Origin of the sequence: Acinetobacter sp. 1424608 (assembly GCF_000588255.1) — a bacterium.
GTDB classification, from domain to species: domain Bacteria; phylum Pseudomonadota; class Gammaproteobacteria; order Pseudomonadales; family Moraxellaceae; genus Acinetobacter; species Acinetobacter nosocomialis.
Window position 1 is genome coordinate 115,751 of record NZ_JFXL01000003.1, and the last position, 26,237, is coordinate 141,987.

Annotated in this window: 23 protein-coding genes; 8 read left to right on the forward strand and 15 right to left on the reverse strand. The window is 40.4% G+C overall.

All coding sequences use genetic code 11. The features are described 5' to 3' along the window. Complete coding sequence (locus J678_RS08655; protein ID WP_002053967.1) at window positions 1-333, reverse strand: DUF485 domain-containing protein; 333 nt, start codon at window positions 331-333, stop codon at window positions 1-3. A 183-nt stretch (window positions 334-516) separates the two neighbouring features. Here J678_RS08655 and J678_RS08660 point away from each other — a divergent pair, with 183 nt between their 5' ends. After that, window positions 517-4,014: a PAS domain-containing hybrid sensor histidine kinase/response regulator gene (locus J678_RS08660; RefSeq protein WP_031955591.1), complete on the forward strand. Its 3,498-nt coding sequence runs from the start codon at window positions 517-519 to the stop codon at window positions 4,012-4,014. Window positions 4,015-4,393: 379 nt separating this feature from the next. Further along, window positions 4,394-5,161 carry a hypothetical protein gene (locus J678_RS08665; RefSeq protein ID WP_031955590.1) on the forward strand — a complete coding sequence of 256 codons (768 nt, stop codon included), beginning with the start codon at window positions 4,394-4,396 and terminating at the stop codon, window positions 5,159-5,161. A 44-nt stretch (window positions 5,162-5,205) separates the two neighbouring features. Here the strand turns inward: J678_RS08665 and J678_RS08670 are convergent, their stop codons facing one another. Next, a complete protein-coding gene (locus tag J678_RS08670) occupies window positions 5,206-5,856 on the reverse strand; it encodes a response regulator (protein WP_031955588.1) in 651 nt (216 codons plus the stop codon). Between the two features lie 375 nt (window positions 5,857-6,231). Here J678_RS08670 and msuE point away from each other — a divergent pair, with 375 nt between their 5' ends. Then, window positions 6,232-6,969 carry an FMN reductase gene (msuE, locus tag J678_RS08675; protein WP_031955587.1) on the forward strand — a complete coding sequence of 246 codons (738 nt, stop codon included), beginning with the start codon at window positions 6,232-6,234 and terminating at the stop codon, window positions 6,967-6,969. Between the two features lie 44 nt (window positions 6,970-7,013). After that, a complete protein-coding gene (gene sfnG / locus J678_RS08680) occupies window positions 7,014-8,126 on the forward strand; it encodes a dimethylsulfone monooxygenase SfnG (protein WP_031955585.1) in 1,113 nt (370 codons plus the stop codon). 92 nt (window positions 8,127-8,218) lie between these two features. Here sfnG and J678_RS08685 read toward each other — a convergent pair whose 3' ends face one another. Beyond that, window positions 8,219-8,632 (reverse strand): Lrp/AsnC family transcriptional regulator, encoded by a 414-nt coding sequence (locus J678_RS08685; RefSeq protein ID WP_022576051.1) that lies wholly within the window; start codon window positions 8,630-8,632, stop codon window positions 8,219-8,221. Between the two features lie 105 nt (window positions 8,633-8,737). On the opposite strand from J678_RS08685, the gene J678_RS08690 reads away from it, so the two are divergent. Further along, window positions 8,738-9,280 carry a cysteine hydrolase family protein gene (locus J678_RS08690; RefSeq protein ID WP_031955584.1) on the forward strand — a complete coding sequence of 181 codons (543 nt, stop codon included), beginning with the start codon at window positions 8,738-8,740 and terminating at the stop codon, window positions 9,278-9,280. 43 nt (window positions 9,281-9,323) lie between these two features. Here J678_RS08690 and acs read toward each other — a convergent pair whose 3' ends face one another. Beyond that, on the reverse strand, window positions 9,324-11,273 hold the full coding sequence (acs, locus tag J678_RS08695; protein ID WP_031955583.1) for an acetate--CoA ligase: 1,950 nt from the start codon (window positions 11,271-11,273) through the stop codon (window positions 9,324-9,326). 294 nt (window positions 11,274-11,567) lie between these two features. Here acs and J678_RS08700 point away from each other — a divergent pair, with 294 nt between their 5' ends. Both J678_RS08700 and J678_RS08705 read left to right on the forward strand, forming a co-directional pair. Further along, window positions 11,568-12,143 (forward strand): DUF805 domain-containing protein, encoded by a 576-nt coding sequence (locus J678_RS08700; RefSeq protein WP_002053807.1) that lies wholly within the window; start codon window positions 11,568-11,570, stop codon window positions 12,141-12,143. Window positions 12,144-12,256: 113 nt separating this feature from the next. After that, window positions 12,257-13,228: a mechanosensitive ion channel family protein gene (locus tag J678_RS08705; RefSeq protein ID WP_002053811.1), complete on the forward strand. Its 972-nt coding sequence runs from the start codon at window positions 12,257-12,259 to the stop codon at window positions 13,226-13,228. Here J678_RS08705 and J678_RS08710 read toward each other — a convergent pair. From J678_RS08710 to prfB, 5 genes are all read right to left on the reverse strand, one after another. Beyond that, window positions 13,217-13,924, reverse strand: a complete 708-nt coding sequence (locus tag J678_RS08710; protein ID WP_031955582.1) for a 16S rRNA (uracil(1498)-N(3))-methyltransferase — start codon at window positions 13,922-13,924, stop codon at window positions 13,217-13,219. The genes J678_RS08705 and J678_RS08710 overlap by 12 nt on opposite strands. Beyond that, window positions 13,921-15,213, reverse strand: coding sequence for a 3-deoxy-D-manno-octulosonic acid transferase (locus J678_RS08715; protein ID WP_031955581.1), 1,293 nt, complete (start codon window positions 15,211-15,213; stop codon window positions 13,921-13,923). The genes J678_RS08710 and J678_RS08715 overlap by 4 nt, the downstream gene beginning before the upstream one ends. A 168-nt stretch (window positions 15,214-15,381) precedes the next feature. Continuing rightward, window positions 15,382-16,440 (reverse strand): alkene reductase, encoded by a 1,059-nt coding sequence (locus J678_RS08720; RefSeq protein ID WP_004711502.1) that lies wholly within the window; start codon window positions 16,438-16,440, stop codon window positions 15,382-15,384. Window positions 16,441-16,468: 28 nt separating this feature from the next. After that, a complete protein-coding gene (locus J678_RS08725) occupies window positions 16,469-16,771 on the reverse strand; it encodes an ArsR/SmtB family transcription factor (protein ID WP_002053977.1) in 303 nt (100 codons plus the stop codon). A gap of 198 nt (window positions 16,772-16,969) precedes the next feature. Beyond that, window positions 16,970-18,065, reverse strand: a protein-coding gene (prfB, locus tag J678_RS08730) for a peptide chain release factor 2 (RefSeq protein ID WP_099143691.1) whose coding sequence is annotated in 2 segments (ribosomal slippage) — window positions 16,970-17,992 and window positions 17,994-18,065 — 1,095 coding nt in all. Because the reading frame shifts where the segments join, the coding sequence is not laid out codon by codon here. A gap of 392 nt (window positions 18,066-18,457) precedes the next feature. On the opposite strand from prfB, the gene J678_RS08735 reads away from it, so the two are divergent. Continuing rightward, complete coding sequence (locus J678_RS08735; RefSeq protein WP_002053751.1) at window positions 18,458-19,225, forward strand: putative porin; 768 nt, start codon at window positions 18,458-18,460, stop codon at window positions 19,223-19,225. Window positions 19,226-19,269: 44 nt separating this feature from the next. On the opposite strand, the gene recJ is transcribed toward J678_RS08735, so the two are convergent. From recJ to J678_RS08765, 6 genes are all read right to left on the reverse strand, one after another. After that, a complete protein-coding gene (recJ, locus tag J678_RS08740; RefSeq protein WP_031955579.1) occupies window positions 19,270-20,970 on the reverse strand; it encodes a single-stranded-DNA-specific exonuclease RecJ in 1,701 nt (566 codons plus the stop codon). Then, window positions 20,971-21,627, reverse strand: coding sequence for a pyridoxamine 5'-phosphate oxidase (pdxH, locus tag J678_RS08745; RefSeq protein ID WP_031955578.1), 657 nt, complete (start codon window positions 21,625-21,627; stop codon window positions 20,971-20,973). Between the two features lie 10 nt (window positions 21,628-21,637). Next, complete coding sequence (gene glmM / locus J678_RS08750) at window positions 21,638-22,975, reverse strand: phosphoglucosamine mutase (protein ID WP_002053874.1); 1,338 nt, start codon at window positions 22,973-22,975, stop codon at window positions 21,638-21,640. Window positions 22,976-23,123: 148 nt separating this feature from the next. Then, window positions 23,124-24,590, reverse strand: coding sequence for an IMP dehydrogenase (guaB, locus tag J678_RS08755; RefSeq protein ID WP_002053986.1), 1,467 nt, complete (start codon window positions 24,588-24,590; stop codon window positions 23,124-23,126). A 135-nt stretch (window positions 24,591-24,725) separates the two neighbouring features. Beyond that, window positions 24,726-25,091, reverse strand: coding sequence for a YkgJ family cysteine cluster protein (locus J678_RS08760; protein ID WP_002053785.1), 366 nt, complete (start codon window positions 25,089-25,091; stop codon window positions 24,726-24,728). Window positions 25,092-25,183: 92 nt separating this feature from the next. After that, a complete protein-coding gene (locus tag J678_RS08765) occupies window positions 25,184-25,981 on the reverse strand; it encodes an MBL fold metallo-hydrolase (protein ID WP_031953547.1) in 798 nt (265 codons plus the stop codon). Between the last annotated feature and the right edge of the window lie 256 nt (window positions 25,982-26,237).

Sequence of the window (26,237 nt, forward strand, 5' to 3'; positions counted from 1 at the left end):
TTAGTGTAATCCTTTCTCGTGCGTGATGGCCTCGACTTCCTTCAACGCTTCTTCACTCAACTGATCAAGGGTGTTATTCGCGATGTAGGAATACACGCCACAAAGTACGAAAGATAAAATGATAATTCCTATTCCAAGAGGAATCCCCCATGTAGTTACACCGCCACTAAATGAACTCATCAAAAATTCTTTGTTGTAGCCTACAAGTAGCATAAAGCCCACGTAGAGGATTAACATGATGATGGTGAGGGTCCAACTTAATGCACTTTTTGTCTTGACCATTTTTTGAAACTTTGGATTGCGTAGAATCTGTTCCACTTGGCTTTGATCCATAACCAAACTCCTTACATAGTGCCCAACCTTGGTCACTTTTTTTTAATGTATTTTTTCATTATTAAAGTTAGCAAGATTACCTCTAAGTCGTAACTTAGACTTTGGTCGTTAAAATTTAATCAATTTATAGCTTTGTATCGGCATAGGTTATGATAGACACACGGTTTCACTTATGTAGGTCATATGAACAGCTGGCTGATTATTGGGGTGCTCACTCTTTATATTGCGCTTTTATTTGTCTGTGCTTTTTTTGGTGAGAAGCATGCCAGTCGTCTTGGCACACGTGGCCGCATGTTTTTATTTAGTTTAACTTTAGGTGTCTATTGCTCATCATGGACATTTTATGGGGCAACCGGTGCAGCCGTACGTGAAGGCGTCATTTTCTTGCCTATTTATTTAGGCCCACTGCTATTTGTCTGGTTTGGTTACGACATCTGGCGGCGTTTAGGTCGAGTACGTCAGCATCATGCGATTTCATCAATCGCTGACTTCGTCGCAGCGCGCTATGGTAAAAGTGGTGTGCTGGCCTCTCTAGTCACTATTCTTGCCGTTATCGCGATTATCCCCTACCTCGCGTTACAGCTCCGTGCAATCGCTTTAAGTACCTCGGTCATTATGGAGCAAAGCTCGCATATTCATACAACGACCAACAGTGTGTTATTGCTCACCAGTGTGCTTGCGATTTTAGCCATGATCTTTGGCACCAGACAGATCGCAAACACGGAACAGCACGGCGGCCTCATGCTTGCAGTTGCATTTGAGTCATTTGTGAAGTTATTTGCCTTACTTTGCGTTGCTTTATTTTTTATTTTTGAATCACCAGCTAACCTCAGCCAAATGACCTCTGATGTAAACCAGACTTTTCAGGAGGTTCAGCTCTTTGGTGTACCTGAAACTTTCTGGATTCAAACTTTACTGGCAGGCTTAGCTATTATTTGTTTACCACGCCAGTTCCACGTGGCGGTAGTCGAGCTACGCGATGAAAAGCATATTCGCGGTGCCCGTAAATGGTTCGCGGTTTATCTCATTTTAACTATTTTAGCTATTATCCCAATCGCAAGCTGGGCTTTGCATGCCGCACCGAAATTCCTAACTGTACCCGATGTGGCTGTACTGTCACTGCCGTTAAGTTACAACCAAGAATGGCTCGCTTTACTAGCCTTTTTAGGTGGCTTTTCAGCTTCGACAGGTATGTTACTGGTTTCATCAGTTGCATTGTCTATCATGCTCAGTAACGACTTGATTATGCCTGCCTTATGGCGTTTTAAATTGCTGTCGCGTCATGATAAACATTTACCTAAAGTTCTTAAATTTAGCCGTCGTATCAGTATTGTTGCGGTGATGCTACTTGGCTTTTTATTTTTCCACTTCTTTAATGATATTAACCAACTTTCAGTATTTGGATTATTAGCGTTTAGTGCGGTAGCTCAATTTGCACCTGCACTTATTGGGGGGTTGTATTGGCGAGGTGGAAGCCGCCAAGGTGTTTATGCAGGACTCATCATTGGATTTTTAATGTGGAGTTATACTTTACTATTTCCAACGATTTTACGTAGCTTGCCTGAAGCCTATCAGGATGCTGCTCAAAGTATTTTGCTTTTTGGTCCTTTTGGCATTAATGCCTTACGTCCAGAGTCTCTATTTGGTTTTGAGTCATTTGCACCTTTAACACACGGAGTGATTTGGTCGCTCGGTTTAAATATTCTTTTATATATCTGGATTTCTAAGCTTTACCGACCAAGTGTGGCCGAACAAATTCAGGCAGAAAGCTTTTTCTATTATGAAACCAAGCCTCTACCTTCACCACATACATCTACCGATTTAACCTACCTCCCCCATGACGCGGCTCGCTTAAAAGTAGGTGATTTATTTGCCTTAGCCAAAAGAATTACGGGTGAGCAACCCACTACACAAGCGTTCGAAAACTTTTGTGAGCAAAACCACCTCACCCTTAACCCGAATAGTATTGCCAACGGCATGTGGTGGCGTTTTACCGAGCAATATCTGGCAGGTATTATTGGTGCCGCTTCTGCACGTACATTGCTGACTACAGCAATGATTAATAACGGTCTCGCTTTGGGTCAAGTCGCTAATATTTTAGACCAAGCCTCGCAGTGGCAACGTTTTAATCAGAACCTGCTCATGACCATGATTGACCACATGACCCAAGGGGTAAGTGTGGTTGATAAAAATATGTGTCTGGTCGCATGGAACAATCAATATTTAAAATTGTTTGGCTATCCAAAAGACTTAGTTTATGTCGGCTGCCCAATTGCCGACCTGATTCGTTATAACGCTGAACGTGGCGAATGCGGTCCCGGTTCAGTCGAAGAGCATGTACGCAAACGTCTTCACTGGATGAAAGTCGGAAGCGCCCACGAATTTGAACGTATTCGTAAAGATGGTCGTGTGATTCAAATGCGAGGCAACCCTATTTCTGGGGGTGGCTTTGTGACGACATTTGCTGACATTACCGCTTTCCGTGCGAACGAGGCCGTACTGGAAGCTCGTGTAAAAGATCGAACTCAACAGCTTGCCGATGCCTTAACAGAACAACAGCTTGCACGTGAACAAGCTGATATGGCCAATATGTCTAAGAGCCGATTTATTGCCGCGGCAAGTCACGACTTATTGCAACCTATGCATGCGGCTCGTCTGTTTAGTACTGTGCTTGAGCAAAGTATTTCGACAGAAGAAGACCGCCAAACCTTACAACAACTTGACCGAGCACTCTATGGTGCCGAAAGTATGCTGTCTGCCCTACTCGATATCGCTCGTTTAGAAGGCGGCAGTATTCAACCGAAAAGACAGCCTTATCCTCTACACGATTTATTAAGCGATCTCGAACTACAGTTTAAGTCGATCGCTGCTCAGCGAAATATCTCACTAAAAGTTCATGATGTGTCATTCTGGATTGATACCGACCCACAGTGGATTCGTCGTATTATTCAAAACTTTGTCAGCAATGCTTTACGCTATACCGCCAAAGGTCGAGTGGTGGTTGGTGTACTCCGTTCCGCACAACAGCCGAATCATATTCGAATTGGCGTTTGGGATACCGGACCAGGTATTGCTGAAGAACAACGAATTAAGCTTTTCCAAGAATTTGAACGTTGTGGGCATTTATCACCTTGGGGTGAACAAGGTTTAGGGTTAGGACTTGCCATCGTCCAACGTATGACAGGTTTGCTCAATTACCCTGTTCATGTGTACTCAGAGTTGGGCAAAGGCTCATGCTTTATGATTGAAGTGCCTATTGTCGAGCCACCAAAAGTTGCAACTCCGACTGTACAAGCAGTGCCTTTAAAAACTAAAGCGTACCGTATTTTGTGCTTAGACAATGACGAAACCATTTTAGAGGGTATGAGTAGTTTATTAGGCCGATGGGGTTATCAGGTGTTCAAAGCTACCGAACCTGAGCAGGCTTTAGAAATTATTCAAAAAGAAAATATTCAGGTTTGGCTCATTGACCAACACTTGAATAACAACCAGCTAGGCGTTGATTTTATTAATCAAAATCGTCAAGAAGATGTTCCAGTTGCTTTAATTACAGCAGACTCTCACCCAGAATTACCGCAGCAACTCAAAGAGCTAAATATTGTTTTACTTAAAAAACCGCTTAAACCTGCCTCATTAAGAGCTTGGTTATCTGGGCTTAAAATTGCCAGCACAGCAGACTAATCTTTTTTCGCTCCTCAACCTTTTATAGGTTTGGGAGCGATTCTTGGCAAAAACGTTTGGCTAAATTTAAGCCAATAGGCAGAACTGCTCAAAAAGTCTACTTTTACCCAATAAATTATTGACCAAAATTTCCAAAGACTCTTTTTCTATGGCAAAGCCCACCTTTTTTGTAAGTGAACACGTGTACACCTAGTTACAATTTAATAAACCATTGTTTTTATAATCATTTATTTACTAAAAACCACCATATACGACTTTAGTCGTATTCTACTTGCTTTCTGCATGACACATAAATATTCAAAACGCATTTTATTTGTCTGAAAATTTATTTTGCCTTATCGCACCCCCTGCTCATGAATTAACGCAAAGGACCACTGCCATGAATATTTCGGATAACAACCCGCAAGGGCAACTTTCATCTCAACAATTTTATCGTCAATACAGTGCCAATGCCTTACTTCCAGAATTAGATTGGCAGAGTATTTTCCCACATAGCAAGCTAAGCGAAGCACATATGAAAGCACATAACACAATTTATCAGTGTGCAGTCCCACTCGCGCTTAATGTATTTCACGATCTAAATTTTGATGTATTTGCACCTGCTGCTTATCATCCACAAGGCTTGGGCTTATTCGACAAGTTAGCGCAACAAGAAGAAAACTTCTTAAAAGTCCTTACTGCTGAGAGTGAAAATCTTGATCACGACACACGCCATCAAATCTGGAGCATGCTACTCCGTGGCGGCGCTGTTCTGGTTTTCAAAGCTTGGCTTGGCCATGTCAAACTTGGAGAAAATCATTTAGATATGACTCAGTTTGATGAGCTTTCTGACTTGCTCTTTATTAAGACACCTCCGCATCAACTTGCTGAACGTTTGCATGTAGATGAAAAAGCAAAACTTGACCATATCTTCTTAATGTATGGCAATGACATTTTCCTTGATCGCTTCAACAGTCTGGAAACTGCTGCTCTGTTCGTTGATTTAGGTGTTTATGATGCAGCTTTCTTAAGCTTGCGTGATGACCGTGTGGCTGAATATTTAAAAAGCAAAGGCTATGTGACTCAAGAACAAATTGATGATTTGCAATGTGCGCTTAACCCACTGTACTGCGACAGCCTAACACCAAAGCAAGATTGCCTTGCCTAAGTGGAACATATAAAAAAGACCTCAATTGAGGTCTTTTTTTATTTTTAGATTTTCTTATCTTCAATATTTAATGCACTAATTGCCAATACAGCCTGAGTACGATTTTGCACACCTAATTTTCTAAAAATGGCAGTTACATGCGCTTTAATGGTGGCTTCTGAAACATCAAGCTCATAAGCGATTTGTTTATTTAACAGACCTTCTGCAACCATCATCAAAACACGGAATTGCTGAGGCGTTAAAGACTGAATACGTTCAGCCAAAGCAGTTTCATCTGCCGCTCGCGGGTCAAGATTAATATTTGATGGTAGGTTTGGTGGTAACCAGATTTCGCCATCTAGAACTTGACGAATCGCTTCACCAATATGACTTGGATGAGCCGATTTAGGAATATAACCCATTGCACCATGTGCAATTGCACGTTGAATAATTGAAGCTTCTTCGTGTGCAGAAACCACAATAATAGGAATAGCTGGATATTGTGCTCTTACATAGACCAGAGCCGAAAAGCCTGAAGCACCCGGTAAATTTAAATCGAGTAATACCAGATCAGGTTCTGCCCCATTTTCCAAACGCTCATAAAACTCATCAACCGAAGCTGTTTCATGAATTTGTGCCTGTGGCAGGCTATAACGTACTGCTTGAATTAAAGCATGACGAAACAAAGGATGATCATCAACGATTAAAATATTCATAAGCGATTAAAGTAATCTTGAGCATAAGTATGGCCTATTGTAACCCTACTATTTAGATGAAAGATATGCTCATCTTATCCATTTTTATGCAAAATGTTGATAAATGCTGAACTTAGCCTCAATTTTTAGATGTTTTTACCTTTTAATCAAAATTAATCTGTTTTTTATATAAGCTTACTTTTTATTATAAAAAATATATCACCTATAATTATATGAAATAAAAACAGCAACTTAAACAAATTACAAAGTATAAAAATCAACTATTTAGGTTTTATATTTAAAACTGATAAGGTTGACCAATTTCGTTATTTTACAGTTTGCCGTCATTGTTGATTAATAAGTCCAATGTTGTTTTTTAGGCTTAGGAACCAAATCATGACTGGTATCGCATCATCAAAACCTTTAAATATTGTTGCCGTTTCTGGTGGTTTGAATACGCCATCTAAAACCGAAAGTCTGGTTCAGGCCATTCTTGATGAGTTATCTGAAGCAATTGATATTAAAGTTCACTTTATTAAATTAAGTGAAATTGGACCATTATTAGGCGGTGCATTTTATCGCAACCAACTTCCACAGCGTGTACAAGATGACCTTGCAGCAGTTGAAGCAGCAGATGCCTTAATTGTTGGTACACCTGTCTATCGTGCTTCTTTCACAGGTCTTTTCAAACACTTTTTCGACTTTGTTGAACAAACTGCATTAGTTGATGTGCCTGTACTTTTAGCTGCATCAGGCGGTAGTGATCGTCATGCACTAGTACTCGAGCACCAACTCCGCCCATTGTTTAGCTTCTTCCAAGCGCAAACTTTACCAATTGGCGTATACGCGACAGATCGTGACTTTACCCCTGAATATACAGTGAAAAGTGAGCAATTAGCTGACCGTATCACCCTAGCAGTAGCTCGTGCATTACCAATTTTAGAATGGGCGCCAGCAAAAGGTAAACGTGCCGAGGTGATCAAATCTAAGACCCAGCAAGCGAATCAAGAGCTAGGTATTAACAAGCAAATTGAGCAAGAAGAAGTATTACCTTCAGCGGCTGTACCAAACCTTGATGCAGCAGAGTCTCGTTTGCATCACAAGTCTGGCAAATCATTAACGCATGTTGCCTAAGTTCAACATGGCTAAATAAAAATAACGAATGGGGAGAGCGCACCATGACGCAATTACAACAACCGATTAAATTTGCTTATTGGGTACCAAATGTAAGCGGTGGCCTTGTCGTAAGTAACATCGAACAGCGTACAGACTGGAGTTATGACTACAATGTTCGACTTGCACAGGCAGCCGAAAACAATGGTTTTGAATATGCGCTCACTCAAATTCGTTTTACGGCGGGCTATGGGGCAGAAAACCAGCATGAATCTGTGAGTTTCAGTCATGCATTACTGGCAAAAACTGAGAAACTTAAAGTGATTGCAGCTATTCTGCCCGGCCCTTGGAAACCGGCACTTGCGGCTAAACAGCTGGCTACAATTGACTATTTAACTCAAGGCCGTATTGCAATTAACGTGGTGAGTGGCTGGTTCAGAGGCGAGTTTGATGCGATTGGTGAAGAGTGGCCTGAGCATGATGAACGTTATGTCCGCTCCGAAGAATTTATTCGCACGCTAAAAGGCATCTGGACCACCGACAACTATAGTTTCGATGGTAAATACTACCAGTTCCAAAACTACACGCTTAAACCGAAACCTTTGCAAAAGCCTTATATTGAAATTTTCCAAGGTGGTAGCTCACGTGCTGCACGTGATATGGCTTCTCGCGTTTCTGACTGGTATTTCACTAACGGCAATACCGTCGAAGAAATTCAAAAACAAGTAGAAGACATTCGTACCAAAGCAAAAGCCAATAACCATCAAGTTAAAATTGGGGTGAACGCTTTCATTATTGCTAGAGATACCGAAGAAGAAGCAAAAGCGGTACTGCAAGAAATTATTGATAAAGCCAACACTGAAGCCGTAAATGCCTTTGGCGATGCAACTCGTGAAGCAGGTGCAGCTTCTCCAGAGCAACAAGGTAACTGGGCAAAATCAACTTTTGAAGATTTAGTGCAATACAACGATGGCTTTAAAACCAATTTAATTGGTACACCTCAGCAAATTGCAGAGCGTATTGTGGCGCTTAAAAATGTAGGTGTCGATTTGGTACTTTCCGGATTCTTACACTTTATTGAAGAGGTGGAATATTTCGGAGAAAAAGTGCTGCCGCTCGTTCGTCAGTTAGAACTTCAACAGGAAAAGGAGGTAGAAATCCAAGCGAAATCAGCCTAAAAAACTCCAGTTAAAACAGCGCAAGATAATAAAAACAACAAATTAAAATAAAGTTTTATTGGCTCCAAGACTCGGCTTGGAGCTTTTATTTTTTAAGGTTTCTCAACTTCTCGAACGACTGTTTCAACCGAATATCGGCACCATTTTGAAAGAACCTCAATAAATTCATTTAATGCTGCAGGTTCAAAATGACTGACAATCATATAACAAGCATTGCCCATGACTTTAAAGCATTCATCGATTTGTTCGTATTGCTTCACTAAATTTTCAATTTCTTCAAAAGCGCGTTGTTCATTTAAATGTAAATGAATAAATTGTTTATACGAATATTGCACGGCAATCGTATAATTTTTGATGACACCAGCATCCATTAACTGAGCAATTCGAGCACCCACTGCCTGCCCCGTCCGGTGAACACGCTGCCCGATTTCTTTATTTGTCAGACGAGAATCCTGTTTAAGCAATGCAATAATTTTTAGATCAATCGGGTCTAATTCAATATTCATTTTTCATGGCGAAAGAAAACTGGCGGTAATGCTTTCATCTGACTATAGCCGATTTTACTGACAGAGAATAACCTTGTTTTATCTTATATGAACAAGAGTGTTCTCATGAAACAAGCACTGTTAGTTATCGATGTTCAAAATGATTATTTTAAAAATGGCAAAATGGAATTGGTTGGGCCAGATCAAGCGCTCGATAAAATAAAGCAGCTTGAACAATATTTTAACGAGAAAAATTTACCGATTATTTATGTGCAACATATTAACCCACCACAAGCGAGTTTCTTCCAAGAAAATACAGATGGGGTTTTACTTCATCCTGAACTTAGTGTCGGTAGTGATTCATTAATCGTAACAAAGCACTATCCAAACAGTTTTTTAGAAACCAATTTAGATGAACGTTTAAAAGCACATCAAATTGAGCAACTCGTGATTACAGGCATGATGACTCATATGTGTATTGATTCAGGCACACGCGCAGCCAAAGAACTGGGCTATCAACCCATCTTAATTGCAGATGCAACGGCAACTCGTGATTTAAGCTATGCTGGGAAGACTGCAAAAGCAGAAGACGTACAAACAGCTTTTTTAACTGCGCTGAGTACATTCGCGAATGTACAAAATACTGCTGACTTTTTAGCAAGCTCTTAATCGAGCTCAATAGAAAAGCCCCAAATGGGGCTTTTCTTAGAGATTATTTTTGCTTATCAGGATAAACCGTTGCAATTAACTGATCTACTACAGCAGGTTCAGCCAAAGTTGAAGTGTCACCTAAACTATCCAGCTCATTGGCCGCAATCTTTCTTAAAATACGGCGCATGATTTTACCAGAACGCGTTTTCGGTAATGCTGGTGCCCAATGCAGTGCATCGGGTGAAGCCACTGGACCAAGCACTTTACGTACCCAGTTAATTAACTCTTTACGCAGTTCTTCCGACTCTGGAACACCCGCCTGTAAGGTCACAAAAGTACAAATACCTTGCCCTTTAATATCATGCGGCATACCCACCACCGCAGCTTCTGCCACCGATTCATGTGAAACAAGAGCACTTTCAATTTCAGCCGTACCTAAACGGTGACCTGAAACGTTTAAGACATCGTCAACACGACCTGTAATCCAGTAATAACCATCTTGATCACGGCGAGCACCATCACCTGTAAAATAAGTATTTTTAAAGGTTGAGAAGTACGCCTCGATAAAGCGATCAGGATCGCCCCAAATGGTACGCATCTGACCCGGCCATGAATCTTTAATGACTAGATTACCTTCAGCGGCACCTTCTAGCTCATTGCCCTCGCCATCTACAATTGCGGGTTGAATACCAAATAACGGACGCGTTGCCGAACCCGGTTTTAATGCTGTTGCACCCGGTAATGGAGCAATCAAAATACCGCCTGTTTCGGTTTGCCACCATGTATCAACAATCGGACAGCGGCCTTCACCAACAACGTTGTAGTACCAGTTCCAAGCCTCAGGGTTAATAGGTTCACCGACCGAACCGAGTAAACGTAAACTGCTACGATTACTTTCGCGTACATACGAATCGCCTTCTCGCATCATGGCACGAATCGCGGTTGGCGCTGTATACAAGATAGAAACTTTATGTTTATCGACCACATGACCAAGACGTGCCCATGTTGGATATTGAGGTACACCTTCGAACATTAAGGTGGTCGTACCATTTGCCAACGGACCATAAATCAGATAACTATGCCCTGTAATCCAACCAATATCGGCTGTACACCAATACACATCGTCTTGTTTTAAATCGAAGACTTCTTTGAAAGTACTGGTTACATAGACCAGATAACCGCCTGTGGTATGCAACACACCTTTGGGTTTACCTGTTGAGCCTGAGGTATAAAGAATAAATAAAGGGTCTTCTGCCTTCATTGGTTCTGGAGGACAGTCAGCATCCACCTCCATAATAATAAGGTGATACCACAAATCACGGCCTGGCTTCATTTCGATTGGGTTTGCATTACGGTAAACCACAATCACATTTTCAACACATTCGGTACCCGGCAATGCTAAAGCCAAATCGACATTTTCTTTAAGTGGTAACAGCTTACCGGCACGTAGGCTTGAGTCTGCGGTAATTACAAGTTTAGCTTGGCTGTCTTCAATACGGCTTGCCAAAGAGTCTGGCGAGAAGCCACCAAATACCACACAGTGAACTGCACCAATACGGGCACAGGCTAACATGGCAATTGCAGCCTCAGTCACCATTGGCATATACAGCACAACGCGGTCACCTTTACCAATGCCATATTTCTTCAAAACGTTGGCAAAGCGGCAGACTTCATCGTGTAATTCTTTATAAGAAACGATTTTATGACGAGAAGGATGGTCACCTTCCCAAATAATGGCAGGGTTATGTGGATGTTCTTTAAGATGCCTGTCCAAACAGTTTGCTGAAACGTTCAACTCACCATCAGCAAACCACTCAATTTTGAAATTGTCTTTGTCAAAACTGGTATTTTTAACTTGGGTAAATGGCTTTATCCAATCGACAATTTTAGCTTGCTCTGCCCAGAATTCATCTGGGTTCTCGATAGAGTGTTGATAACGTTTAAAGTAGTCTGCTTCAACAGTACGAGCTGTTTTTTTAAATTCCTCTGGTACTGGATAGATCTCATTCATACGCAACTTCCTTGATCTTGTGCATCCCATCTCGAGACTGTGGCTATTATTTTACTGGATCTTATTTGTATGCCTTTTCAGTATGATGACTCTCTCAAAGTCAAAACAATCCGACTTTGGTCATATATTAACCACTTACTCAAACATACGAAATTGTGAACATTTTTATAAAATTAAGTTGATTTAAAACATTTGTCTATAGCTTTTACTTTTATAATTTTTTTAAGTTTTGATGGTTTTGACCATCAACAAAGTTTATTTTAGCTTTTAGAAGCAGTGCAGGAATAAAATAAGATGTTTGCCGAAACTCCCTCTTCACGACCACCAGAGCTTCCGTTTAAAGATAGTCCTTTTTCAATTCATGGTCGCTTTAACCGCATGAGTTATTTAGGTGGATATGGCCTAATTTATTTAATTACACTTATAGGTTATTTCATTTTAGCTTCCTTTCTTGGAAGTTTTCAGCTTTCAAGCGATCTATTTAATTTTGAGTTTTATAGCTCTCTTTCCGGCGTAAGTGCCTTAGTAGTATGGGCTTTTTGGCTATTTTTGATCTACCTCAATATTATTCTGGTCGTTCGGCGCTTACACGATTTAAATAAAAGTGGCTGGATGGGCCTGTTGTTATTTATTCCGGTGGTTCAGTTCTTTTTTATGATCTATTTATTACTTGCTTCTGGTACTGCAGGCCCAAATCAGTATGGCCCTGTTCGGCCTTCAACCTTTATCGAGAAACTGATGGCTTGGCTTATTTTAATCGCTATTTTAATTAGCCTTATTTCTACCGCAGGCTTTTTTTACTACTTCTCTGGTACCGATACTATCCAAACCCCAACACAAATTTTACAAAAAGGAACGCAATACTTTTAATTAAAAAACACTTTATTATTTAGATGAACTCATTATAGTAGGCGCACATTTTATCTCCTACTATGATGAAAGCTAAAAAGGCTTTCATGAATTTATTTAATTAGAGACTTGTCGTGGCTGATGAACAAAAATCCTTAACGGATGTTGCAAAAAATACAGGCGAACTTTTGCAAGAAGCAGGTACTAAAACCACACAAACGGTTTTAGCACATACCGAGAAATACCATGATGCCTATACTACTATCGACAAAATCGTAGATAGTTTTTGGGAACGTGTACCTTATATCTGTATTGCGATTACCGTTTTTATTATTTTTTGGCTACTGACCAAATTATTTAAATTCTTCGTGCGTAAAACTTTAGAAAATCGTTCTTATACTCGCCAAAATTTGGTTCTTGTTTTAAACCGTGTCGGTAGTACAGCAATCTTATTCTTTGGTTTCTTAATTGCTTTAGTCATTATGATTCCAGGGTTTACGCCAGGCCAACTCATGAGTGCATTGGGTATTGGTTCGGTCGCAATTGGTTTTGCATTTAAAGATATTTTCCAAAACCTGCTTTCAGGTATTTTGATTTTATTGAGCGAGCCATTCCGTATTGGCGATTCGATTGTAGTGAATTCACTTGAAGGAACTGTAGAAGATATTCAGATTCGTGCAACGTTCCTGCGCTCACCGGATGGCCGTCGTATCGTTATTCCAAATGCAACCGTTTATACGAGTGCTTTAACGGTAAATACGGCTTACCAACAACGTCGCTGTGAGTTCGTAGTCGGTATTGGTTATGATGACGATGAGCAAAAAGCGAAACAAATTATTTTAGATATTCTCAATAATGACCGTAATGTACTCAGCCAACCTGCTTTCTCGGTTAACGTGACAGCTCTAGCAGACTTCTCGGTTAACCTTACGGTACGTTGGTGGATTAATACCACTGAGACAGATATTTCGTCATCTACAAGCACTATTCAAGCTGAAGTAAAACAAGCCTTCAATGCAAATGGCATTAATATTCCTTACCCTATTCAGGAATTAAAAATGGCCGCTAATCATTCGCCATTGAATGCTGAGAACTCAGCTAAATAAACGCCCTAAAATATAAGAAATAGACGTTTCGGTTCTTAAAATACGGTTGCCTAAGCTCATCGCTTGGCAGCCGTTTTTTATAAGTAAATCAACTTCATAGGGAATAAATCCCCCTTCCGGCCCGACCACTACACTACAAGCATGGCTAATATTAATTGGCATACTCTGCTCGGCATAAGGGTGAGCCACGTAGGCAGGAGATTCTTCTGAAATTAGGGTTGGCAAAACGTCTTCAACAAAAGGTTTAAAACGTTTATACATTTGAATTTCAGGAACAATTGTGTCGCCTGCTTGCTCAAGTCCAAGCGTAACGTATTGATCAATTTGCTGTAAAAATGGCGTTTGCCAATAGCTTTTATCAACGCGATAACTATGAATTAGGCTTATCTTTTCAACACCTAAAGTCACACTGTCCATAATTAGGCGACGTAAGACTTTAGGCCGTGGCAAAGCCACAATTAAATGAACCGGAAGTTTTGCTGGTACTGCTTCTTCACGAATAGGCCGTATACGGACTTCGTGCTCATTCATTGAAACAATTTCAGTGATATAACGGACGCCGTTGCGAATACCAACTTTTAGGTTCTGGCCGACCGTGATATCAAGATGTTCACGTAAATGCTGTAATTGACGTTTTGAATGGATAGACCATGTATCCGATTGAACATCTTCAGGCTCTAGTAAAACAATATTCATGATTTTTCGGCCAGATAGCGATTAATCACCCCAATATGTTTTTGTAATGAACCTTGATTACGATGCAATACTTTATGCGCCTGTGCCACTAGCTGTTCAGTCGCCTCAGGTTCTGCCAGACACGCTAGCCAGATATCAACGACCTGCTGTGCATCTTGAGCGATAAGCACAGCATTTTCATCAATAAATTCATCAACAATCGTTTGAAAGTTAAAGTAACGGGGTCCAACCACTGTAGGTACATTTAAAACCATCGGTTCTAAAATATTATGTCCGCCACCCGGCTCATTTAAAGAACCACCTACAAAGCACACCTGACTTAAGGCATACCATAACCAAAGCTCCCCCATGCTGTCGGCTAAATAAACCTGTGTGCTCGCATGGATACTCTGTCCCATACTTCTACGATGCGTAACTAAATTTAAATTTTGGCAAATTTCAAACACTTCGTCGAAACGTTCAGGATGACGAGGCACCACAATACACACCAAATCACGGTCTGAATTTAAATGAGGCGCAAGTGCTTCTAAAATTTGTTGTTCTTCAGGTGCATGTGTACTGGCAATCGTCACAACCTGACGGTTTTCCAAATACCACTGCTGATGCAATTGGGCAGCTTGCTTAATAAAAGCCTCAGGTGCATGAATATCAAATTTAATATTTCCAACAACCTGACTTTTATGCTCGTCTAAACCAAGTTCGACATAACGCTGACGGGTTGCACTATCTTGTGCTAATACCCAATCGATTTGCTTTAACATACCGGCAGTTAAACTTGAGACTTTACTATAGCCTTTTGCTGACTTTTCAGATAAACGAGCATTAAGTAATAAACATGGTACATGCTGTAATTTGGCTTGATCAATTAAATTTGGCCAAAGCTCAGTTTCAACTAATGCTAAAAGTCTCGGTTTGTATGATTCGAAGAATTGTTTTAAAAGAGGCTTTTGATCTACAGGCAAATAAACTGCTTGGAATAAATCTAGATATGGCTCTTTTAAAAAAAGTGACTTAGCGCGTGCCTGACCAGTTTTTGTAGTATTGGTCACTAAAACTGGCTGGCCTAGTTTGAGATAGTGCTCAATAAGTGGCTGCGCAGCATTGGTTTCTCCAACTGAAACCGCATGAAACCAGATGGCTTTTATATTTTTCGGATCTTCAAACGGCCCAAATCGTTCCAGACATTCCTGATGATATAATTCCAGACTTTCTGCACGTCTTTTTATCCGCCAACGATAAAACGGTTTTAATAAATGGAGTGCTGTGTTGTACCAAAAAGGGGTCGCCAAGCGGTTTGCCTCAAATAGTCAAAATTTAAAAACTGGGGAAAATATAACATAGATAAAAAAAATGGCAGAGTTTCGATACCTAAACTCTACCATATACAAGAAAAGTCATTGACTGAACTCACAAAAGAGCAAGTTCAGTAAATAGTAAATCTAAATAAAATAATGATTTTAAGAAGCTTCTAAAGCAGGATAGTCCGTATAACCTTCAGCGCCTTTAGCATATAAAGTCGTTGGTTGAAGCTCATTTAATGGCAGACCTTGCTCTAAACGTTGTAATAGATCAGGGTTAGCAATATAAGCCTTACCAAAAGATACAGCATCTGCCTGACCTTCACGCAAAATACGTTTTGCTGACTCTGGTGTCAGGTTTTCATTGGCAATCCACACGCCATTAAATTTTTGACGTAATTGTGGACCGATACTATCGGCTGCTTCATATTCACGAGAGAAAATGAAAGCAACATTACGTTGACTTAATTGTTCAACCACATAACCGAATGTCGCTAGCGGATTTTCATCACCCATATCATGAGAGTCGCCACGCGGTGCAATATGTACACCTACTCGGCCAGCGCCCCACACCTCAATAAATGCATCAACCACTTCCAATAACAAGCGGGCGCGGTTTTCAACTGGACCGCCATACTCATCATCACGTTGGTTGGTATTACTTTGAAGGAACTGGTCAATTAAATAACCATTTGCAGCATGTAATTCAACACCATCAAAACCTGCTGCTTTAGCTAGTTCTGCTGAATGTTTATATTGAGCAACAACTTCTTTAATTTCTTCAATCGAAAGCGCACGTGGTTTTACATATGGGCGTTTAGGGCGTAATAAACTCACTTCACCCGCAGGTTGAATTGCACTTGGAGCAACAGGAATATCACCATCCAAGAGTTCAGGATCGGAAATACGACCCACATGCCAAAGTTGAACTACAATTTTTGAACCTTGTGCATGAACTGCTTCAATAATCTTATTCCACGCTTGTGCCTGCTCTTGTGACCATAGTCCAGGGGTGTCTGCATAACCCACAGTTTTTGAACCAATCACTGTTGCTTCAGTGAGAATGAGACCAGCATTTGCACGTTGCTGATAATATTCCACCATTAAGTCGTTTGGAACACGACTTTCTCCACTACGTGCACGTGTTAATGGGGCCATTACCAGTCGATTTTTAATTTCAAAATCACCAACTGTTAAGGGAGTATTGAGTTCAGCCATGATCGCCTCGACTTACACTTTATTTGTTTTAAAGTGTTTGTTTTAAATGTTCGATATATTGCTGAATCAAAGCTTCGTTACGTGAAAAATAAGACCATTGTCCATATTTTTGGACCTGAATGAGACCAGCCTGCTGTAATACAGACAAATGATTGGACATTGTAGACTGAGCTACTTTACCCAAACGTTCAATATGACCTGCGCAAACCCCTTTTTCAAAACTACCACCACATTCTTCTACCGGTAAATAATGCGCAGGTTCCTTTAACCATTGCAGAATCTGCCGACGAAGAGGATTGGCTAGGGCTTTGCTAATTGCATCAATATCCATAGGCTCAACACGTCTTTTAAACGAACAAAGCTTTGTTCAGCATTTCGAAAACATAATATCGCATTTTTTCGATATTCATATCCATTTTTTTCGATATTCATATCGTATTTTTCCGATTAACTTCCGATCACTGAACTGCTTTGCCGTTTTAATCGCTAAAAATTTAAGAGTTTAAAGAACTAAAAGTTCAAAAGACTCTTATAACCCCTGCTTTAAACTCGCTTCAATGAAGCGATCAAGATCACCGTCAAGAACTGCACCAGTATTTGAGTTTTCAACACCTGTACGTAAGTCCTTAATACGAGAGTCATCAAGTACATAAGAACGAATTTGGCTACCCCAACCAATATCAGACTTCGAGTCTTCAAGTGCTTGAGCTGCTTCATTACGTTTTTGCATTTCTAGTTCATACAATTTTGCACGTAACTGTTTCCATGCATGATCACGGTTCGCATGTTGTGAACGTTGGTTCTGACATGCAACCACAATACCTGATGGAATGTGCGTCAAACGAACTGCTGAATCTGTTTTGTTAATGTGCTGACCACCTGCACCAGATGCACGGTAAGTATCGGTACGAACATCAGAAGGATTAATATCGATTTCGATATTGTCATCAACTTCTGGTGAAATAAATACCGCAGAGAATGACGTATGACGGCGGTTACCACTGTCAAATGGTGACTTACGCACTAAACGGTGTACACCAGATTCTGTACGTAACCAGCCATATGCATATTCACCTTCAACGCGAATCGTTGCAGATTTGATACCTGCTACATCACCATCAGATACTTCCATAAGTTCTGCTTTAAAACCGTGACGTTCAATCCAGCGCATATACATACGTAATAACATTGAAGCCCAATCTTGTGCTTCTGTACCGCCTGAACCTGCTTGAATCTCGACATAGCAAGGATTCGGATCCATTGGGTTGCTAAACATACGGCGGAATTCAAGTTTTGCTAATTCTTCTTCGGCAGCGCCAAGCTCAGATTGTACATCTACCAGCAAGCTTTCATCATCAGCTTCAACAGCTAAATCCAGCATTGCTTTTGCATCTTCAAGCTGTGTAGATAAACCATCTAAAACGTTAATAACGTTTTCTAGTTCGCCCTTTTCTTTTGCCATTGCCTGAGCACGGTTTTGATCATTCCAGATCGCAGGGTCTTCTAACTCACGTAAAACTTCTTCTAAACGTTCTTTTTTCAGATCGTAGTCAAAGATACCCCCGTAGTGTTTGGCTACGATCAGTTAAGTCTTTCAATTGGTTTAGATAAGGATTAATTTCCACGCGAGTGTTCCCATAAAAACAGATAAACAATCGAATATTTTATCATAGCTATGGTTATCTTCGAACCTGCTTTAATTTATAACTGTCATTTCAATTTATAAATTTTTTAATTTTCTTTCAGAAGATTTTAAGCTTAATTCGTAACATCCCCATACAAAATTGGGTACTTTTCCAGCACTTTTGAATTTCTACACAAAATCTCCTCAATTTTAATAAAATAAAACATTATGTTTTTATTTTTTAAAATCAATATCTTAAATTAAATATAGTTACAGAAAAAGCACATGGTTACAGTCCGGTTACTTGCCCAAGATTGACGGTAAATGATTTTGCTCTAGACTAAAAGTTGTAACAAAACATTTATAAAATCGTTTTTAGAGGGGAGAGATTCCATGAAAAAACTAGCAATTGCATCAGCTCTTTTATCTGCACTTGCAGTAAGTGGCGCAGCAAACGCTTACCAAGCTGAAGTTGGTGGTTCTTACACTTATCTTGATCCAGATAACGGCAGCAGCGTAAGTAAATTTGGTGTTGATGGGACTTATTATTTCAACCCTGTTCAAACACGTAATGCACCGCTTGCTGAAGCAGCATTCTTAAACCGTGCAAGCAACGTTAACGCACACGTTAACTATGGCGATAACAGCGGTACTAAAGATACTCAATATGGCGTAGGCGTTGAATACTATGTTCCTAACACTGACTTCTACCTTAGCGGTGATGTAGGCAGAAATGAACGTGAAATCGACAACACAAACTACGACCAAAAAGTTACAACTTATGCTGCTGAAGTAGGTTACTTACCAGCACCAGGTTTGTTACTTGCTTTGGGTGTTAAAGGTTATGACGAAAAAGACGGTAAAGACGGCGCAGATCCTACCGTTCGTGCGAAATACGTAACTCAAGTTGGTCAACATGACGTAAACCTTGAAGCGTATGGTGCGTTTGGTGACCTTGACGAATATAAAGTGCGTGGTGACTACTACATCGATAAAACTTTAAGTTTAGGTGTGGACTACTACAACAATGACTTAACTGATAAAGACGAATGGGGCATTAATGCTAAAAAATTCTTAAATCAGCAAGTAAGTCTTGAAGGTCGTATTGGTTTCGGTGATAACGACAACACTTATGGTGTTCGTGCAGCATACCGCTTCTAATCTTACCTAGATTTAAAAAATCCGCTCAATTGAGCGGATTTTTTTTATTGATTTAAATGCACAATTCGTAGCTGTAAGCTCACATTGCCATTAAAAACATTACGGTCTATTTCATAAACTAAATGTACATGGTCACGCATTGGATCAAACTCGAAGCGGCCTGCTGCGTTAAAAGCAATCGCATCGAAACTGTATTGATCTATCGCTAGTCTAAGTTTCAGGTGTGTCTCTTTGAGCCAACGGAAATCGATAACTTTAAAATTTCCCTCAAATTGAGGCAGTGGAAATTTTTGTCCCCATGGCCCTAACTGCTCAATCCAGTTCAAGGTATCTAACTGCAAAGCAGAGACAGGTAACTCACCATCAGTCCATAATGTCGCTTGAAAGATTGATTCATCCATCGCAGCGACACAATCATTAAATACTGTCTTAAAAGCTTCAAAGTTTTCTTTACGAATCGTAAGGCCGGCTGCCGCAGCATGTCCACCAAAATGGCTGACCAACTCAGGATGTTGTTCAGCAACTTGCTCAATAGTATCTCGAATGTGAACACCATCGATTGAACGTGCTGAGCCCTTAATATGAATGCCATCCTCATCGGGTGCAAAAACAATCGTTGGCCGATGGAATTGCTCTTTCAAACGCCCCGCGACAATCCCGATGACACCTTGGTGCCAGTTTTCTTCAAACAGAACAAGCGCTGCTGGGATATCTTGCTGTGAAAGCTGCAAATTATCTAAAGCCGATAAAGCTTGTTGCTTCATCTCCCCTTCAACTTGACGGCGATCTATATTTAGCTGATTTAATTGTTGAGCAATTGGATAAGCAGTTTCCATCGAATCTGCTAATAAACACTCGATCCCAATGCGCATGCTCTCCATACGTCCAGCAGCATTAATGCGTGGTCCAAGCACAAAACCTAAGTCTTGCGCACGTATTGAAGTTGCTTCCCGACCAGCAATATCGAGTAAAGCTAAAATCCCTACTCGACAATGATGTTGCTGAATACGTTTTACACCGGCATCAACCAAAATACGGTTGTTATAATCCAAAACAGCAACATCGGCATAAGTTCCCAAAGCGACTAAATCTAAATATTGAGTCACCTTACTTGTGCTTTTGCCTTGTCTATTGCGTAGACTCGCCAAATTGGCAAGTACATAAAAAGCAACGCCAACACCGGCAAGCGCCTTACTTGGAAACTCACATCCTAATTGGTTCGGGTTTACTACCGCCTCAGCAAGCGGGGTTTCTTTGGTCGTTAAATGATGATCGGTAATAATTACTTGCATGCCTAAGGCATGTGCTGCATCAACACCAGCATGGCTGGAAATTCCATTATCTACCGTAATTAATAGATCGGGTTTATAAGTTTGATAAGCAAGCTCAGCAATGGCTGGAGTAAGGCCATAACCATATTTGAAACGATCTGGTACCAGATAGTCGACTTTTGCTCCCATATCGCGAAGCACGAGCATCATTAAAGCAGTGCTAGTTGCACCATCAGCATCATAGTCCCCTACAATAACTATTTTTTTCTGCTCATCGATGGCTTGGTCCATTAATGCGACAGCAGCGTCCAACCCTTTGAGCTCTGGAGCAAGCAGGTTCTTAAGTTTTAGCTCTAATTCTTGTTCAGATTGCACCCCACGTCTTGCCAAAATCTCGGCAATAAACGGAGGCACGCCCTGAAACTGTTCAGGGCGCGTCAATAAAGGTCTTTGTTTAATTTGTATTTTTGTCATTTAAGGCATCAGTCGGTGCAATGTCCATTGACCGTCGATTTTTTCATAACTCAAGCGGTCATGTAAACGATTTGGTCGTCCTTGCCAGAATTCATAATAGTCCGGTTGCAGACGATATCCGCCCCAAAACTCTGGCTTATCGAGTACTTCACGGCTTTGAACTTGTTGTTGCAAATCTAGAAAACGCTGTTGCAACAACTCTCGGCTTTCTATCTTACCGCTTTGAGGTGTACTGATATGAGCTGCAATCTGGCTATCACGTGGACGCTTATGGTAATAGTCCGTAGATTCCTGTTCAGGAATTTTGACGACATAACCACCTACTCGCACCTGACGCTCTAAACTAGGCCAATAAAATAACAGTTCAGCATATGGATTTTCTGCCAAATCTGCCCCTTTCTGGCTGTCATAGTTGGTATAAAAATCATAACCTGCTTCTGTCGCACCGCGTAACAATACAGTTCTGACATGCGGACGACCGCTAGCGCTCGCAGTTGCTAAAGACATCGCATATGGTTCGTGCAAGTTGGCGGCTAAGGCATGATTAAACCAACCTAAGAATTGTTCATGCGGATGACTCGCGACTTGTGTTTCGTACAATTCACCTTGTTCATAGCTTAAACGTAATTCGCTTAAGTCTTTAATGACATCACTCATGCCATACACCTTATGCAACTTGCGCTTGTGAACGGACTGCATTTGCCAAATGTTCAGCCAAAGCATTCACTTCTTGTTCGTCATCACCTTCAACCATGACACGAATGACTGGCTCAGTTCCAGACTTACGAACTAAAATACGTCCACGTCCTTTAAGCTGTTCTTCTGCTTTATTGAACTCAGTCACTAATGCTGGAATAGAGTATGGATCAAGCATTTGTTCTAAACGTATATTTACAAGCACTTGTGGGAATAATTTAAAGTCCTGAACCAATTCATGGAGCGCTTTATTTTGCTCAACCATTACAGTTAACACTTGAAGTGCTGCAATAATCGCATCACCTGTTGTGCTCTTATCTAACGTTAAAATATGTCCAGATGGTTCTCCACCTGTGACCCATCCATTTTCATCTAATGCTTGTAATACATAGCGGTCACCAACTTTTGCACGAACAAAGCCAACGTTTGCTTTTTCAAGTGCAATTTCAAGCGCCATATTACTCATAACAGTACCAACAATACCTACTGGCTTGTTTTTCGCTTGAGTCGCCAAAATATATAAGATGTGGTCACCATCAATTAAGTTCCCAAACTTATCAACCATCACGACACGGTCGGCATCGCCATCAAAGGCAATTCCTAGATCAGCTTCTTGCTCAACTACTGCTTTTTGTAAACTTTCTGGGTGAGTCGAACCACAGTTTTCATTAATATTTAAACCATCTGGTTCGTTGTACAGAGCAACAACTTTGGCACCTAACTCACGGAAAACTGATGGACCAACGCTATAAGCTGCACCATGTGCACAATCCACAACAATTTTTAAATTATTTAAATCGAAGTGATATGGAAATGTAGACTTACAAAATTCAATGTAACGACCATTTGCATCATTTACACGAACACTTTTACCTAAGTTCGCAGTGTCATCAATAAATAACTCTTTTTCTAATTCTTTATTAATTTCTTCCTGTAATGAATCTGGTAATTTTTTACCTTCACTTGAGAAAAATTTAATTCCGTTATCAAAATAAGGATTATGTGATGCAGAAATAACAATACCTGCATGCGCATGTAAGGCACGGGTAAGATGTGCAATAGCCGGTGTCGGCAATGGTCCAAGTAAGTGAACATATACGCCAGCAGCGTTTAATCCCGCCTGCAAAGCAGACTCTAAAATATAGCCAGATAAACGTGTATCTTTTCCTAATACCACAAGCGGTTTATTTTTTGGACTCGTTCGTTTTAATACCTTCCCTGCGGCGAACCCGAGTTTTAAAGCAAACTCTGGTGTAATCGGCATTTGCCCAAATTTTCCACGAATACCATCCGTTCCAAAATAACTCATAGCTTATCTCATTTTACGCCACTTCAGCCGTGGCTCATTTCATATATGGCTATTCTGCCATATCTATTTTCATCAGATTTACTTTACACCAAAAACAAAAAGCCGTCAGTGTACTGACGGCTTTCTTATTTGATTTGGTTACTAAAATCTAACCAACACGATAGTTCGGAGCTTCTTTAGTAATCGTTACATCATGAACATGTGACTCAGACATACCCGCTGAAGTAATTTTCACAAATTTTGCATTTTGGCGAAGGTCTTCAATCACTGATGAACCTGTATAACCCATAGATGAACGTAAACCACCCATCATTTGATGAACGATGTTACCCATTGGGCCTTTATATGGAACACGACCTTCAATTCCTTCTGGTACTAACTTTTCAGCACCTGCTTTTGAATCCTGGAAGTAGCGGTCAGCAGAACCTGTCGCTCCAGCCATTGCACCTAATGAGCCCATACCACGATATGCTTTGTAGTAACGGCCTTGGAAGAATTCAACCTCACCAGGTGCTTCTTCTGTACCTGCTAGAAGTGAACCAACCATGATTGTGCTTGCACCCGCACCGATCGCTTTTGCCATATCGCCAGAGAAACGGATACCGCCATCTGCAATTAGAGGAATTTGATCTTTCAATGCATTAGCAACGCTGTCAATCGCAGAAATTTGCGGCATACCAATACCTGCCACAATACGTGTCGTACAGATAGAACCAGGACCAATACCTACTTTTACAGCATCTGCACCTGCATCTAATAATGCCAATGCCGCATCACCAGTTGCGATATTACCGCCAATCACTTGGACTTGAGGGAAGTTTTGTTTTACCCAACGTACACGTTCAATAACTCCAGCAGAGTGGCCGTGTGCTGTATCAACAACAATGACGTCAACACCAGCTTCAACCAATGCTTCTACACGACTTGGTGTTTCAACGCCTGTACCTACCGCAGCACCAACACGTAAACGACCAAGATCATCTTTACAACTATTTGGATAACTCTCAGCTTTACGGAAGTCAGTTACCGTAATTAAACCTTTAAGTTCGTTGTTTTCGCCAACAACCAAAACTTTTTCAATACGATGCTTTTGCAATAATGCTTGAATATTTTCTTTAGACTCGCCTTCACGCACAGTCACCAAACGATCTTGGCCTGTCATGATGTTGCTAACAGGTTGTTCCAAGTTAGTTTCAAAACGTGTATCACGGCCTGTCACAATACCAACAACCTTGCCGTCTTTAACAACAGGTACACCGCTAATGTTATTAGCGCTGGTAATTGCAATAAGTTCACGTACTGTGGTTTCTGGGGTTACAGTGATTGGATCTTTCACCATACCCGCTTCGAATTTTTTCACACGGCGTACTTCTGCAGCTTGAGCAGCAATATCCATGTTTTTGTGCAAAATCCCGATACCACCATTTTGCGCCATTGCAATCGCCATACGTGACTCAGTCACCGTATCCATTGCAGCTGAAACTAATGGGATATTTAAATGAATGCCGCGAGTTAAACGTGTCTTTAAAGAGACATCTTTTGGGAGAACAGTAGAGTAGGCAGGAAGTAATAAGACATCATCGAAGGTTAGCGCTTCTTGAACGATGGTCAGCATAACAATCTCACTGGTAAATTCCGTGAGCTATTATAAACAAATTTCAATGCAATTTTCATATTATCTTTGCCTTTTTCAGCAATAGATATTTACCTACTCTAAATATTTCTCACTTATTATCGTGTTAGCTCATATTTAACTCACCTGATCATAATCATGATCATTTTCTGAATCTGCTGGGCTTACCTCAATCAAAGGAATCAATTGGTGCGCCAAGCGTGCTTTATTACACTGTTCATCTGCAATCTGTACTTCTTTACAGGTAGAACTACGCACAGCATAAATAGAACAACCTACCTCTTTACCAATTTCACCTGTTAAAGCCTGACATCGTGGCTGAGCTTGATTGGTTCCACGCATACACGAATAAACGGGTGTTAAAGGTTCAACGAGATGTTCATCCATTAACTCGGCCTCAGCCCAATAAAATGAAACCCGAAAATGTGCACAACACGCCCCACAGCGTAGGCACTCATCTGGAGTCGCAACTTGAGATAACATTTTTATTCAAATTCTCGTCATCAAAAATTTTTTCTATGGCGCAAAATCCTAAAAAAATTTCAAATTGGACTCAAGATATTGAAGATAACTTTTTATGTCGGACAGCTAAAAATTTGCTCAGTCATTAAATCTACGCCGCATGGTAAGGTCTCAATCCAGTCTAAAAACTGATTAATTATTTCTTTACCAATAAATGGAGTACCATGCTGAGGTACAATCATCTCAATATCCATTTGACGGACCATGTTGACCCATAAACGAATAACTTTATTGGAGCACATATAGCGCTGATGAAAAGCCTTCATTTTCATCACATGGGCATCAAAATCTTTCAGAGGCTGACTTGCATCCTCCACAATAGAAGCCCCCATATCACCAGAAAATAAAATCTTGGCAACTGGATCATAAAACTGAAAATTACCTACCGAATGTAGGAAATGGGCCGGAACCATGACAAGCTTTGATTCGCCTAGTTGAATCACTTGACCACGATCTGGTAGCTCAATCAGACGATCTTCCCAATTTCCTTTCATACGCTCACTCATAAATGATGAATTTAAGTGAGGTAAAAATCGTGCCCACAATTTAGAGGCCACCACCTTAGCATCGGTATAAACCAGCCAACGAGGCATTGAAGTAATAATATCTGGGTCCTGATGTGAAGCGATTACATAGTCCAAATTTTTAAGACGAGTATATTTATTAAGTTCCATCGTCAATGGAACGTAGGTCAAGTCACCACCTGGGTCAATAACGGCTGCTCGTTCATGATCAATAATTAAAAATTGATTGGCTTGTATGCCTTCCCCTTTGACCAAACTGGTAAAACTAATACATTTATGTACGCCATTATCAAATAATATCTGTGATGTTGTTTTTTCAAACCCCATACAATTCCCCAAAAAAATTTTAAATATTAGATATTTTTATATCCCTACTAAAATAAAGGGATTCTAAAATGCTTGCAATGAATTAATTGATATTTCTCATAATATTTTAAAATAGATTTTACTTTTCTTATTCTAGAAATGAATCATCAAGAAATTGAGTAATCCTCTAACATTTTCTTAAATAAGCTATATCGTAAAGTTTAACTTCTTCAAAGCTTAAAAAAAAACGCACTCTTCATGAATGCGTTTTTATACA